The sequence below is a fragment of the Corynebacterium choanae genome (assembly GCF_003813965.1).
GTDB lineage: Bacteria > Actinomycetota > Actinomycetes > Mycobacteriales > Mycobacteriaceae > Corynebacterium > Corynebacterium choanae.
This window is the reverse complement of record NZ_CP033896.1, coordinates 1194221-1208742: the sequence shown is the minus strand read 5'-3', so window position 1 is coordinate 1208742 and position 14522 is coordinate 1194221. Positions and strand designations below refer to the sequence as shown.

Here is a 14522-nt window from a genome sequence, read left to right as displayed (position 1 = left end):
CTCACAACCTTGTTGACGCCTGCCATTTTCCAAGTTTTATCCTCGAGCATTAACTCTGTGCGATACCCCAGCGGCAAACCGTGAGCACACGAGAACCCGGTCACCAGACTGGCTGCAACAGGAAATATTCCGACCTTTGCAGATTGTGCGGCTGTTCCAATTGTTACTGACACAGCGGTTCAATTCTTCCTGGCACAGCAGCTTCTTCCCGCCAAGCGGCAGAGACAAAATCCGACGCAACACTGTGTGCAGCGGCCGGGCGACTATACGGTCACAGTCGCAGCGTGTTGAGTGCAGGGCGAAACCCGTTGGGCCATCTGTGATTGATGTCCCCTATCATGGAAGCCACCCCTTGTCTTGTCCATTGTCGACAATCGGCAATGCTGGCTTCACCGGTTATCTCTTCGGGTGGCGCCGGTCGGTGAGACACAGGGGTATTGCTTACCGCAAGCAAACAGAGGCAAGTGAACACCGCTTTCGCCTCACCCGTGCTTCTAGGACCTAAGTTTTAACTATCTATCCCGACAGTGGTGACAAGCTGACCTAAGCTAGTCCCCCACTGTCGTGTGAGCGAGGATGAACATGATGTCGTATCTTATCCGCGTACTGCTGCCGGATACCCCGGGCAGTTTGGGGCAGCTTGCTGACTCGTTAGGGCTGGTTGATGCGAATATTCAGTCCGTCGATGTGGTGAGTTCCGCAGTTGATGGTCGGGCAGTCGACGATATTGTTGTCACCCTGCCGAAGGGGGCTCTGCCGGATACTATTATCACCGCTACTCGGGAAGTACCCGGGGTTGAAGTCGATTCACTCCGGCCGTTTTCTGGGACAGTTGATCGCCGCGGCCAGATTCAGATGCTGTCTACGGTGGCTCAGCATCGTCAGAATCCCCGGCGCGCCATGGAAGAATTGGTGGAGGTCATTCCGCGTTCTATGACTTCTGGGTGGGGCATTGTGCTGGATATGCAGCCGCATATGACCCGGGTTGCGGCCTCTCAGGCGGCGCCAAGTGATGATGACACGCATCCCGCTGTGGTCATTGACGCTCCACGTGTTATCGATCCGGAAACCGAATCGTGGATTCCGCACCGGTGGACGTTGCTTGATTCGACGTTGGCAGCGACTCCAATCGTGGGTACCTCCCTGGTGCTGGTGATTGGGCGCCCGGGAGGTCCGGAATTTCTCGAATCGGAGGTGCAGCACCTGGGCGACTTGGGCGTGATTATCGGGTCGATTTTGACCTAACACGTCGCTGTAGCATCGCCTGCGGGGACAACGCTACTTCGATAGTGTCGCAGGTGCCCCGCCGCTAGTCGCCGTCTGGGATAACACTCCGGTCGCCCCCTAGCAGGGCGATAAATTGTGTTTCGTCGATAATGGGCACGCCGAGTTGTTCGGCTTTGGCAAGCTTGGAGCCGGCCTTGTCACCAGCCACTACGACGGTGGTGTTCTTCGAGACGGACGATGCGGCTTTCCCGCCCCGGCTGATGATCGCTTCTTTCACCCCGTCACGGGTGAATTCCTGCAGCGATCCGGTTGCAACAATGGTTAATCCGGCTAGGATTTGCTCGTTTTCCGGGGTGTCTGCTGTGGCAGATCGTTCCATGACGACGCCTGCTTCGCGCCAGCGTCGCACAATTTCTTGATGCCAATCGACGGTGAACCATTGGTTGATGGATTCGCCGATAATGGGGCCTACTCCGTCGATTGCGGCGAGGGTGGCCGCATCGGCCTGCGCGATATCGTCCACGCTGGCAAAGTGTTCAGCCAATGCCCGGGCGGCAGTCGGGCCAACATGCCGAATAGACAGTGCCACTAATATCCGCCACAGGTCGGCGTGTTTTGCAGCGGCAAGATTTTTCAACAGTTTTTTCCCTTGCTCGTTGAGTCCACCTTGCTCATTGGTGAAGGTGACACTGTCGGCAAGTTTTTCTTCGGTGAGGTCAAACACATCGCCTTCGTCGCGCAAAATTCCGCGGCGGATGAGTTCGGCACTGCCGCGCTCCCCGAGGGCTTCAATATCGAAGGCGGCGCGGGACGCCAGATAGCTGATGCGTCCTTGCAGTTGGCCGGGACAGTAGCGGGTGTTGGGGCAGCGGTAATCGACATCGCCTGCTTTGGCAGGACCGAGTCGGGTGCCGCATTCGGGACAGAGTTGCGGGAAAATAAACTGCCGCTCACTGCCGTTACGGCTATGCGCCAACGGTCCTAACACCTCGGGGATGACTTCGCCAGCTTTCCGGATGGTGACTGTATCGCCAATGAGTACGCCTTTCCGGCGGGCTTCAAACTGGTTGTGCAGGGTGGCCATTTGTACGACGGATCCTGCCACTGTTACCGGTTCCATGACTGCAAATGGGGTGACCCGGCCGGTGCGACCAACGCCGACCCAAATATCGCGCAGGGTGGTGTTGACTTCTTCGGGCGGATATTTGTAGGCGATCGCCCAGCGGGGTGCGCGGGATGTTTCGCCGAGTGCTTGCTGGGCGGCGCGGTCGTCGATTTTGATGACCACTCCGTCGGTTTCATGGTCGGCGTCGTGCCGGTGGGTGGCGAAGTAGTTGACCTGGTTGATGACTTCTTCCGCACTGGTCACCTGTTTGGTGTATGGCGATACACGCAGCCCCCATGCGGCGAGGGCTGCGTAAGCGTCGTGCAGGGAAGCTGGGGTGTAGCCGTCGATTTTGCCGATGCCGTGGCAAATCATGTGGAGTTTGCGATGTTTGACACTTTCGGCGTTTTTCATCCGTAACGATCCAGCGGCCGCGTTGCGCGGGTTGGCAAAGGGCGCACCACCTTCGGCGATGCGGCGGGTGTTCACCGCTGGAAAGTCGTCGACGCGAATATAGACTTCGCCGCGGACTTCGAGCAGATCTGGGATGGGATAGTCGGGATGGGGTTGCAGCTTCGGGACGATGTCGTCGATAACCCGGGCATTGTTGGTGACGTCCTCACCGATGCGGCCGTCGCCGCGGGTGGCGGCACGAACAAGCGTGCCGTGTTCATAGATAAGGTCGATGGATAGGCCGTCAATTTTCAGCTCGGTGAGGTAGCGTTCGCCGGGGGTGCGGGCGAGCCAGGCGGAAAGCTCGGCAATGTTGAACACATTGTCAAGGCTGAGCATCCGCTCTAAATGGGTGACGTTTGCAAAAGGTGAAGCAGTGGGGATCGCACCGACTTGACGGGTGGGACTGTCGTCGCCGGCAAGTTGCGGATATTGTTGTTCTAACGCCAAGAGCTGCTGGTAGCGCTGGTCGAAGGTGGCGTCGTCAATAATTGGGTTGCCGCTGTAATACAGCTGCCGATGATGTTGGATTTCTTCGGCGAGCTGCTGCCATTGAGCAACAATTGCAGGATCCGTGGTGCTGCCTTGTACGTCTTGTGGTTCCACGATCGCCTAGTGTAGCTAACCGCGCTCACTCCTGGCCGTACCCGGCACAGTGCCTTGGCTCCACGAGTGGGCGGTATAACTTTTGCCTGTGGTAGACGGTGCGCTGGTGTTCACAGCGGTGACTGAGGGTATGCCACATGCCAGGCCGTCTGCCTGGCACCACAAGTGTTGGCTTTGGAAAAACAGGCAACTACTGCAGCCGGTGGGGTGTTTGCTGATTGTCGGGGAGTCGGTGGCCTGCTGGCGTGGGCGTTCGAACAGGTGGATGTGGTCTGGGGGACATTGTGTGCCGCCTGGCTTATGCTTGGATACCATGAACCGTTTTGATCCCGGCGCCATGCTGTCCTTCGATTTGGAAACTACTTCCGCCAATCCGTTAGAGGCACGAATTGTCACCTCTGCGCTGGTAACGATCAGCGGTGGTACGTCGCAAGCCTATGAGATGCTGGCTGATCCTGGGGTAGAGATTCCCGAACAGGCCAGCGAGGTGCACGGCATTACCACCGAATATGCCCGGGAACATGGGCGGGATCACGAGTCGGTGCTGCGGGAAACCATTGAGAAAATCTATGCCGGCTGGGAGGCAGGGTTGACGCTTATTGTGTTTAACGCAGCGTATGATCTCACCGTGCTGCGGAAGCTTTCCGGTGATTTTGTGGTGGAAGGCCCGGTTGTTGATCCCTTTGTCATCGATAAAGCCTTAGACCCCTACCGGAAGGGGCGCCGTAATTTGTCTTCGATGTGTGAGCACTACGGGGTGCGGATTGATAACGCCCATGAGGCTACCGCTGACGCGTTGGCATCGGCGCGGATCGCCTGGAAGCAGGCGAAATGTTTCCCCCAGGAGCTGGTGGGTGTCGATAGCGACGATTTGATGACCAACCAGGCTGTGTGGCATCAGCAGTCGGTGACGAAGTTACAACAATATTTTGCTTCAAAAGGCCAGGATACGACGAATTTTGATACGGGTTGGCCGCTGCATTCCGCGCTTACCTAAGGTTGCACCACCGAGGATCAGGTGAGTCGTATGGGTTGTTGGGTGCCGCATCTTTTGGGCTTGTGCGTTTGCTGCTGGCGGTGGCTTGTCACAGGTCGGTGGCGTCGCGCAGCAGGATAGCGGCAGTGGTATCCACATTGTGCAGGATAGGGGCAAGTTCAGCTGGGCTGGACAGCTGTGCGGCAATATCGCTGTGGTCGGTACACCACCATCCTTGTGCCTGCCGCTGGTCGCTGACTCCTAGCTTGCGCACCAGCCGGGCAATAGTGATTGCCGTATCCCGGGGATTGTCGCAGGCTTGCAGTGGTAAAGCCCAAGCTACTTGCGCTCCCACATCGATGAGGTTGGCGTAGCGGTCCAGGAGTTCCGGGGCGGAATCTGTGTCGGGCAGACGCAAAATATGAACAACATTGTGGGGCTGCAATGCGGCGGCGATAATGGGCTCAGGTGGGCTGTGCACCGCATTGATACTGATCTGGGCGATTGCTGGGGCTTGCTTGAGCAGGCTGATGCAGCGTTGCAGAAAGCTGGCGATCCGCTCCGGGTGACGGGCGGCGATTGTGTCAAAATCGCTGGTTCCTTGCACGGTGCCAGCAATAATCGCACCGAGTGCTGGTTCGTTGAATTGGATTGCAACCGGCGCCCCAATGCGGGAAGCTAATTCGGCGCTGGTGTGATGCAACCCCACGATCAGCGATTCGGCAAGGTCACTGGTGGCTCGCGGATCGGTCATGACCCGGTGGCCGTTTGGGAGTTCGACTGCTGCTGCCAGACTCACCGGGCCGCGGACAGCTAGATTGATAAGTGGTGGAGGTTGGTGTGCGTCATCGACTACCGCCTGCAAACTATCAAGGTCACGCTGCCACAGGTCCTGGGTCCGGCGACTGGCGATCGTTGGGCGTGCCTGCATAGTCCAGGCGCGCACCTGGGGGTCGAGAACAATACCTTCCAATTGCGCACTGGTGCGGCCAATCTCGTCGCCGATCCGTGGCCGGGCGATGGGCAGCGGCACGGTGGGCATTGTTCCTGTTTCGTGCAATACGACTTCGCATGCTTGCGCAAAGTCGCGCCCAGGAACCAGTCCGCAGGAAAAGCCGCAAGGTTTTCTGAGCGCGGATGCGGCGGTTTCATCGCCGCCGGCGATCCGCTGCGGGTGCCCGTCCCGGTCCAAGGTTGCGGCAGGCTGCACATCGTTTGACGATGTTCCAGGTAGCGGTGAAGTGCTGCTGGTGTAGTTGGTGACTGCCGGGTCGCAGTTGGCAGCAGATTCCATGTGGCCACTCCTTGGGAAAACAAAAAATCACGGGTTGATTGGGGCGGCACCCTGTGAAAGAAGAATGCTTCACCGCTCAACCGAGTGCGTTCGCTAATACTCCGCGGCGGCGACGAGACACTCAAGCACAGCTGATGGTGAAACTACTGTGTTTTTCTGGCAACCCGAACCTATCTCAAGGTTGCCCCGGCAACCACTGACTGCAAACAGCTGGCAAAGCCGCCAACTTGCCCCACGGATGATGGAATGCCCGCCACAGGCAGTCACCACTGTGCGCCGCGTGCCCTTCCTGAGCGATCTGTGGGTGTGTCGCGCAGCGCTAGTCGGTGTTTTGCAGAAAACGACGGGTGGCGGTGATTGTTCCCGACCCCAGCACAATATCGGCACCATCAGGCTGCGGGGCGTACAGCACAGCCGCCTGTCCGGGGGCAACCCCCAAGAGTGGCTCATGCAGCTGCAGCTCCATGGTATCGGTGTCCCAATCGATTCGGGCGGTACAGTCCGTGATCCCACCGTGGGCACGAACCTGCACTTGACAGTCCACTTCCCCAGCCATATCGGGATGCAGTTTTTTCAACCGGTCAGCCACGATAGTGCCCACTGATAGATGGCCGCGCGGACCGACAACGACCTGCTTTCTAGCAGGATGAATACCGGTTACATAGCGTGGTTTACCGTCCGCCGCCGGCTGCCGAAGATCAAGGCCTTTGCGTTGACCAATGGTAAAGCCGAACATGTCGTCGGTGGTTTTTAACCGGTTGCCGGCCTCGTCGACGATCTCACCGGGTTGGGTACCGATCGTCCGATTGAGAAACCCTTTGGTGTCGCCATCGGGGATAAAACAAATATCGTAGGAGTCTGGTTTCTTTGCCACGCTGAACCCCAGGTCGGCGGCTTCCTGGCGGATCTCCGGTTTCACAGTGTCACCAACCGGGAACATGCAGCGGGAGATTTCTGCTTCACTGAGCACCCCCAGCACATAGGATTGGTCTTTCAACGGATCAACAGCCCGCCGCAAATAGCCATCGCCGCCGTCAGCGACATGGGTAAGCCGGGCATAGTGGCCGGTAGCCACCGCATCAAATCCGAGGGCAACCCCGCGCTGCAGCAGCGCCCGGAATTTGATTTTTTCGTTACACCGCAAACACGGATTCGGGGTTTGCCCAATCTGATAAGAGGCGACAAAGTCGTCGATGACTTCGCTGGCAAACCGGTCGGAGAAATCCCACACATAAAACGGAATGCCGAGTTTGTCGCAGACGCGACGCGCATCGGCCGAATCCTCGATAGAGCAGCAACCCCGGGAGGATTCCCGCACCGCCTGCGGATCTTTGGACAGGGCAAGGTGAATACCGGTGACCTCGTGACCGGCAGCAACAGCCCGAGCAGCTGCGACTGCGGAATCTACGCCCCCGCTCATGGCGGCTAATACTCGCATAACTCTCTTTATCCTCTTTGCTGTGCTGTAAAACCAAGATGTAATCACCACTGTGGCACAAAGCCAACACCCTAGCAGTCACACCAGGGTTGCGCTGCGCTGCGCTGCACCACACTGTGTGCCCTGCGATCCAAGCTGGGTAAAAGTCAGTGTCTGCGCCAACTGCACCTGCTAGGCTGCGCCCCACCGGTGCTGGTGTTCCAGACGCAGAAGTGTCCGATGTTTGAGCATCCCTAACCGTCGCGCAGCTGCTGGGTCTGTGGCTGGCTGCTAGCCGGCGGCAACGTAAGAATCGTAAGGATTAGCGGCAGCGCTGCTGGGATCCCACCAGGGTGGATAACCTTAGCATGGATCTAGGCCATACCGGCGGTGCGGGCAGTTGCCACGATTGCCGCAATATTGTCCAACACATAATCCACAGCCTGATCAGTGGTGTCATGGCCGAGGGTAAACCGCATCGCACTGCGGGCCACCGGCTCACTGACCCCCATCGCAAGCAGGGTGTCACTTGGCCGGTTTACCCCGGCGTGACATGCCGAACCAGAAGATACCGCAATCTGTCGCATATCGGCGATAAACAACAGCGAATCGGCTTCCGCACCCGGAAACGACAGGTGCAGATGCCCAGCAAGTGCCGCTTGCGGATCATCGAGTGGGGTGTGGATCACCGTATCCGGGATTTGTTCCATAATTCCGCGGGCCAGCCGGTCACGCAGCGCCCGCACCCGTGGTTCAACCGTCGGAATCTCTGCCACGGCTTCAGCTAACGCTGCCGCGGTGGCAACCGCCCCAGCCACATCGACAGTACCGGGGCGAATCCCCCGCTGCTGGCCGCCGCCGGTGAGCACCGGGGCAAGAGGTGGGGATTTTTTCGCACACAACACCCCCACGCCGCGGGGACCGCCGAATTTGTGGGCACTCAACGCCACTGTTGTCCACGGCAGACTTCCCAAATCAAGAGGAATCTTGCCCACCGCCTGCGTGGCGTCAATGTGGACAGCTGCACCGGCGGCCGCGGCCGCGGCCGCAAATTCGGCCACCGGCTGAATAGCGCCGGTTTCATTATTTGCCCACATCAACGTGGCAATATCAACTGGGGATTTCGTTGAAACGGTATCCCGGACGATCCCGTCAGGATCAACCACCAGCGGCACATGGGTGCACACCGCCCCGCCGCGGCTCTTGGCCGCAGGGGTGCACAGTGCTTTGACTGTTTCAGCTACTGCAGGATGTTCAATCGCCGCCGAAGCAATGTGCGGCGGCCTATCAGCATGTTGTGCCGCAACCGTTGCCGCTATACCGCGCAAGGCAATATTGTTCGACTCGGTTCCGGAGCTGGTGAAAATCACTTCGATCGGGGCACAGCCTAACAACGCAGCAACCTGCTCCCGGGCAGATTCGAGTGCCGCTCGAGCCGCCCGCCCAGCCGCATATTGCCCGCCCGGGTTGAGTAGGCCAGCATGAGCAAGCCACGCCTGTTTCGCGACCTCCCGCAGCGGGGAGGTGGCGGCATGGTCAAAATACCAGTGAGCTGCGTGTTCCATGAATCCTTACACTGTGCCGGTACGAAACATCCCCCATCTGCAAACCAGGAAAATGTTGGAGGGGCAACGCCGCCGAAGATGGGGACTGATTGAAGATGGGTGCTGGTTGCAGGGAACAATGGTTGCCCACTGCCTACCAGCGATGAGCAATCCCTGACGGCTTCCCCTTTTACGAGGTACCCTTCGCGGCTTGCAACTGTTCAATGAGCTGTGGCACAACAGTGTGCACGTCACCGACCACACCAAAATCGCAAATATCAAAAATGGGGGCTTCCTCATCATTGTTGATAGCCACAATGGTGCGGGAGGTTTGCATACCAGCCTTGTGCTGAATAGCCCCAGAGATCCCCAATCCGATATACAGATCCGGTGCACAGGTCACCCCGGTTTGCCCAATCTGATAGGTCCGGTCGTAAAAGTCGTCATCGGCAGCATCCCGGGTGGCCCCCACTGCCCCACCAAACACGTCGGCAAGAGGCTCACACAACGTGGTAAACCCTTCCCGGGAACCCACCCCACGGCCGCCGGCAACCACGACCTTTGCCTGGGTAAGATCAGGACGCTCAAGCGGGGCGGCGGGAGTAAAGCCGGTAACTGCCACATCCAACCCACCACGAGCGCCAATCTCAACAGCTACTAGCTCACCGTCGGTGGCGGCATCATCAATCACCGTCACACCAGGGCGCACAGTATAGATCGGGCAGGCGCCGCCGACCGCCGCCGACACCTGATACGAGTCACCCAAAATGCTCATCGTCGCCGTACCATCAGGTCCGATGGCGGTAACATCGCACAGCACACCCGATCCCAGCCGGGCTGCGAGACGACCAGCAATTTCGTTGCCGTCAACTGTTGCGGCGGTAACAATAGGGCCCGGAGTTGCTGCAGCAAGCTGGCTGACAGCATCCACCTCAGGGAGGATCACCCGGGCTGCATAATCAGGACAATGCACATCGATTGTGCGGCTTACCCCTGCCTGCGACAAGGTCGAAAACAGCTGCTCCCCAAGATGATTGTCGCTCACCACAACAGCATGCACATCCCCTAACGGGCGGGCGGCGGCAATAAGTTCAAACGACACTGCATCAAGCTGCCCCTGGTGGTGGGGAAGCACAACATACACACAAGACATAAAACTGATTCGCCTCACAAGAATTGGGCTGCGAAGCATATCTTCGCACCGATTTCACCATTGCACCGGGTAAGTTGGCGTTGCACCACACTCCCCTTGACAATGGCAGCGTCCGCAGCAGGCGCTGCAGGAAGCATTACTGGATATCTCATTATTTTTTCAATCAGCGTTGCTTAGTTTCACGCCATCCACTAGTGACTAAATGCGTCACGGGGCAGTCGCGCCACCCTCAACACCGCCACTTAGCGCTTGGGATCAGTCTCATCCAATTGCCTGGGTGGATGGAGTAGCAACACTTCACCAACAGTGTTGTTGGCCTGCTGGGATTAGTCGATAAACCCTTCGGTTTTCAGGAATGCAACGATTTGCGCTGCCCCATCACCACTGTCGTGCACCACGGTTCCGCGGGAGCGTTCCGCCCGGGCAGTTGCCGCAGTAACAGCAGTGGCGGCATGTGCCAGGCCGACAGTTGCCGGATCAATACCGCAATCCGCCGCGCTCAAGGTGGGCACATCAGCTTTCTTTGCAGCCATGAGACCCTTGAAATTCGGGAATCGTGCCTTATCAGCCTGCTCGGAGACACTGACAATAGCCGGCAGCGATGCCTGAAGCTCCCACACCCCATCATGGGTGATTCGTTCGGCTTGCACAGTATCGTCGGTGAGCTGCAGCGACTTCACCGAGGTCACCGCCGGCCACTGCCGATATTCTGATAACACTGCAGGAAGCGCACCCATCTTCCCATCGGTTGAAGCATCACCGGTGAGCACCAGCCGCACATCGTCAATAGTGTTGATTGCGTTATTCAGCGCCCAAGCAGTCGCCAACACATCTGATCCCGCAATGGCATCATCGGTGACTACTACGCCACGATCAGCACCCATGGCGATAGCTTTACGAACAGCCTGATCACTGCCGGCCGGGCCGACGGTGAGTGCGACAACCTCCCAGCCTTCCTCCGGATGGGCTTCCTTGATTCGAAGTGCCTGCTCAACGGCAAATTCGTTGATTTCGTCCATCACTGCGTCGACGTTTTCCCGATCCAAGGTGAAGTCCTCGGTGAGGATTCGCTTCGACCAGGAGTCGGGAACATATTTCACTAAAACCACCATGCAAGGCATAAGTTTTTCGGCCACATCCTTATGTTCATTGGTCTTGTATCCCGAGACGGCAGGCACTCATAGGTTGTCGACAATCGTGTGGTCAACAACGCAATGATTCGGCCTTTGCCCGGGCTGCTGCGCCAACATCCTGGGCGTGCAGTGGGTTACCGCCCAATCTTGCCACAACACAGTTCACCCTTACCAGTTCACTGACTGGGCGAACATGGTCCGCATCAGGTTGCGGCAACTGCTTGCAGCCGCTGCCGCTCGCAGCATGCGCAAACAGGAAGGTTTCACGGCTTGAAAAACTCTGCCACACCGGCTGTTCAAGCAGCGCAGGAAAGAGGCTGCAGTGCCTGATCGCGGCCACCCCACATATTGCAGGGTGCAACGTCGAGGCGCCAGGGAGCCTAAAAACAGCACTTATGGAGCGTCACCGTATTCCCGGGCTGTACAAATAATTGCCACCCCCGCACTGCCAATGCGTGTAATAAACACCGCCAGCGGGGTGTCTCCGGCAAGCTTCCATTGTTTTCGTAGGCTGTCGGGGCTGACGTTGACGCCGCGCACAAAAATCTCAACCGATCCGCAATCCAGTGCCCGCAGTCGCTGTTTCACTGTTTTTATCGTGCAGGTTTCAATCACTCGATAGCCGGCTTGACCGGGTGGTAACACCGGCCCTGTCACATGCGCGATCCGCGGATCAATGAGATGGCAGCCATGCTGCATTGCCCATTCGCGCACCACCCCGGCGCGCACAATCGCACCGTCGGGTTCAATCATGAATTGGTCAATCTCGCCGACGATTGCCGCATCGTCAATAGGGGTTTCGCTTGCCGCGACGATGGTTGCTGTCACTGTCCCGGGACGGGTTTTTGTGTTAAGGACAACTGCTTGGCGGCCGGTGAAACCAAAGCCGTCGGTGGCGAGGAATATTTCTTTGACTGCCCCGTCTATGGAGGTGATTTGGGCATGAAGCGGGATGGCGTGATAGTCCAATCCGGGTGCGCATTTCACCGCGAACGCAACCGGGTCTGGTGTTGGTGTTGTTCGCGCTAGGCTGGCGACTTGCCGCGAACCAGTTGATGGTGCAGGTGTGCGGTTTCGTTGTGGCGTGGGGTTTGGGGAAATTTGCTCGCCAAGGTAGGTGTTGAGGAGTTTGCTCAGCGGGGGTGATAACGCTTCCGGGTCGTGAATTCGGCCGCTGCTGCCGCGGCGGGCTGGATCGGCGATGATGTGGGTGACTTCGGCCAGGTTGATCGCGGGTGCAAGCGCATCAGCAACCACAATGGGTGCGGCAGTGTTGGCGCGAGCAAGGCGTGCCCGTGCGGGATCGAGATCGCTACCGATGGCGGTCAAGCCGCTGTGTTGTGCGGCGCGCACTTCAGTGCCGATAGAGCAGGTGACGTCGACGACTGTTGCATCGGGATCGTGTGATGCGAGCTGTTGCATTCGATATTCGGCGAGACGAATATCTGTTGCTTGCTGGGCGCTTGCCGCGTCCATCAGCATGCGGGGTGGGAGTTTGGGTCCGGCTTTTGCGGCAGCGACGAGGCATTCTAGGGCGATTCGTCCAGCCTCACCGAAGTGGTGTTTTGCGGTGACAGCACGTTTTACCGGATCGGTGGTGCTGAGCAGAAGCTCGGTCCGGGCTTGCCAGACTTCTTCGGTGTGTGCCACCAGCCAGGAAGCTTCGTCGGCGGTCAATGCCACGGCAGTCCTCTGTTTCTTCGATCTGCTTGCGCACTCAGGCGGGATGAAGTGCAAGGGTGTGTGGTGAGGTTGCACCTTCCCTTTCGCTGTTGTTCCCCTGCTGCTGGCTACTGTCGTTTGTGGCGGCCACCAACTCGGAGTCGGCGGGCGAAATAGCGGCCGTCGAGTTTGCTAAGTTCAATGGGTTGGTGGAAGGTTTTTGACAGGTTTTCGCTGGTGAGCACGTCGTCGATGAAGCCTTGGGCGACGACTTCTCCTTCGTCCAGCAAGAGGGCATGGGTGAATCCTGGAGGGATTTCTTCCACATGGTGAGTGATCATTACAGTGGCGGGGGCATCCGGGTCAGCGGCGAGTTCCGTGAGATAGCCGACGAGGTCTTCGCGGCCGCCAAGATCCAGCCCGGCTCCTGGTTCGTCGAGGAGGAGTAATTCCGGATTGATCATAAGTGCACGGGCAATCAGCACCCGTTTTTTCTCCCCTTCGCTGAGGGTGCCGAAGGTGCGGTCTTTCAGGTGGAGGGCGCCGAGTAGCTCAAGTATTGAGATTGCTTGCTCATAGTCGGTTTCTTCGTAGGTTTCCCGCCACCGACCCATGATCGCATAGCCGGCACTGATGACAAGATCGGCGACGATTTCGTCGGCTGGGACGCGAGCTGCCAGCGCGGAGGAGGAGATACCGATCATTGCGCGGAGATCACGCATGTCGGTTTTGCCGACTTTCTCGCCCAGGATGACCACAGACCCTGCGGTGGGGAAGCTTTGTGCCGCGGCCAAATTCAGCAGCGTGGTTTTTCCTGCCCCGTTGGGGCCGATGATGACCCATCGTTCGTCAAGTTCGACTTGCCAGGTCACCGGACCGACGAGGGTGGTGCCGCCACGTACAACGGTGACATCACGGAAATCCAAGAGGGTGTCAGGATCAAACACTTCTGATTCGCTCACGCCACCTATTGTGACTGCCGTCTATGGTGTTTCGCTACTGCCACGCCCGAAGTGTTTCAGCGTTCATCGCCAGGAGTGATCCGACGTGGTGTTTACCGGCCTGCCAGTAATTGCGGCTGAGGCATCTGGTGGAGTGCGTGGATCGGGAGTGAAGTTTGCCCGTCACAACACCGCCGGGACGGTTGGCGGATCCGCAGCCGGGGAAGGATTGAACTTCTAGCAAGGGACATTTGCAGGCCGCGAAGCCTACTGCTGTGCGGGTTTTTGCCCTGGCAACGCAGACTTTCACCAACACACCGAATGGTATGACATTTACCGGAAATTGCAGCAACAAGCGACCGTAGCCATATTGTTACCCAAATTGTAACTATGGTCACAAACCGCCGGTTTTCTTGCGCCACCAACAGATCAGACAACGCCCAATTCCCTGCCGATACAGGCAAAACCCGGCCAACGAGGCAGCTGTGCCAAGGTTGCCAGCACTCCCTTTTGCTGCGAGATTCATCACCTTTTCCCAGCGTGCAAACAATATTTTTTTCAACACCGGCTGACGTGACGCAGCTTTGCCGATAAAGTTTGTTGGCAGAGCAGGGCATGCACCGCTGACGGGGAATGATTCACCCCCACCGGCTGGCCGCAGCACTGCAGCTTCTTATCCACCGCCACCCGGCGGATAAGAAGCACCACATCGCATCTACTTCCTGCCCCAGCTCCTCGTCTTGCAGGGACAGTTACGACAGGAAGTAACAACGATAACGACAAACTCAACAAACATGCGTACCGATGACATGGTCAACCCACCACAGCTCATCGCTACAGCAGGGTTACTGGTACCACACCAGGTCACTAAAGCCGTTGGTAACAACCTTTCACAGCCAACAGCACACCAGGTGCCTATCCACCAGTAACGCTTGCGGCCACCTGCACCGGCGAAAAGCAACCCAGCAGGCTGACCATCCTCCTAGTGTGATTGAAGAAAGCGGGAAAGAC

12 protein-coding genes are annotated in these 14522 nt (G+C 58.1%); 4 read left to right on the top strand and 8 right to left on the bottom strand.

What is annotated here, in order from left to right:
- The first annotated feature begins 585 nt into the window (after positions 1–585).
- Positions 586–1245 (top strand): ACT domain-containing protein, encoded by a 660-nt coding sequence (locus CCHOA_RS04345; protein ID WP_123930798.1) that lies wholly within the window; start codon positions 586–588, stop codon positions 1243–1245.
- Between the two features lie 64 nt (positions 1246–1309).
- On the opposite strand, the gene ligA is transcribed toward CCHOA_RS04345, so the two are convergent.
- Positions 1310–3391 carry an NAD-dependent DNA ligase LigA gene (gene ligA / locus CCHOA_RS04340; RefSeq protein WP_164472388.1) on the bottom strand — a complete coding sequence of 694 codons (2082 nt, stop codon included), beginning with the start codon at positions 3389–3391 and terminating at the stop codon, positions 1310–1312.
- A gap of 174 nt (positions 3392–3565) precedes the next feature.
- Here ligA and CCHOA_RS10645 point away from each other — a divergent pair, with 174 nt between their 5' ends.
- Both CCHOA_RS10645 and CCHOA_RS04335 read left to right on the top strand, forming a co-directional pair.
- The gene (locus tag CCHOA_RS10645) at positions 3566–3718 is read left to right on the top strand and encodes a hypothetical protein (RefSeq protein ID WP_164472387.1); all 153 of its coding nucleotides are present in this window, start codon (positions 3566–3568) and stop codon (positions 3716–3718) included.
- Entirely contained in the window at positions 3705–4388 is a 684-nt protein-coding gene (locus tag CCHOA_RS04335) for a 3'-5' exonuclease (RefSeq protein WP_123927354.1), read from the top strand. The genes CCHOA_RS10645 and CCHOA_RS04335 overlap by 14 nt, the downstream gene beginning before the upstream one ends.
- A gap of 88 nt (positions 4389–4476) precedes the next feature.
- On the opposite strand, the gene CCHOA_RS04330 is transcribed toward CCHOA_RS04335, so the two are convergent.
- From CCHOA_RS04330 to CCHOA_RS04300, 7 genes are all read right to left on the bottom strand, one after another.
- Entirely contained in the window at positions 4477–5661 is a 1185-nt protein-coding gene (locus CCHOA_RS04330) for a uroporphyrinogen decarboxylase/cobalamine-independent methonine synthase family protein (RefSeq protein ID WP_123927351.1), read from the bottom strand.
- A gap of 319 nt (positions 5662–5980) precedes the next feature.
- Entirely contained in the window at positions 5981–7099 is a 1119-nt protein-coding gene (gene mnmA / locus CCHOA_RS04325; protein WP_123927349.1) for a tRNA 2-thiouridine(34) synthase MnmA, read from the bottom strand.
- Positions 7100–7452: 353 nt separating this feature from the next.
- Positions 7453–8643, bottom strand: a complete 1191-nt coding sequence (locus CCHOA_RS04320; protein WP_123927346.1) for a cysteine desulfurase family protein — start codon at positions 8641–8643, stop codon at positions 7453–7455.
- A 169-nt stretch (positions 8644–8812) separates the two neighbouring features.
- A complete protein-coding gene (locus CCHOA_RS04315) occupies positions 8813–9775 on the bottom strand; it encodes an electron transfer flavoprotein subunit alpha/FixB family protein (protein WP_123927344.1) in 963 nt (320 codons plus the stop codon).
- 326 nt (positions 9776–10101) lie between these two features.
- Positions 10102–10896, bottom strand: coding sequence for an electron transfer flavoprotein subunit beta/FixA family protein (locus CCHOA_RS04310; RefSeq protein WP_123930792.1), 795 nt, complete (start codon positions 10894–10896; stop codon positions 10102–10104).
- Between the two features lie 405 nt (positions 10897–11301).
- Positions 11302–12591, bottom strand: a complete 1290-nt coding sequence (locus tag CCHOA_RS04305) for a class I SAM-dependent methyltransferase (RefSeq protein WP_123927341.1) — start codon at positions 12589–12591, stop codon at positions 11302–11304.
- Positions 12592–12698: 107 nt separating this feature from the next.
- The gene (locus CCHOA_RS04300; RefSeq protein ID WP_206425836.1) at positions 12699–13541 is read right to left on the bottom strand and encodes an ABC transporter ATP-binding protein; all 843 of its coding nucleotides are present in this window, start codon (positions 13539–13541) and stop codon (positions 12699–12701) included.
- 76 nt (positions 13542–13617) lie between these two features.
- On the opposite strand from CCHOA_RS04300, the gene CCHOA_RS11015 reads away from it, so the two are divergent.
- Positions 13618–13752: a hypothetical protein gene (locus CCHOA_RS11015; RefSeq protein ID WP_281273282.1), complete on the top strand. Its 135-nt coding sequence runs from the start codon at positions 13618–13620 to the stop codon at positions 13750–13752.
- The last annotated feature ends 770 nt before the right edge of the window (positions 13753–14522 follow it).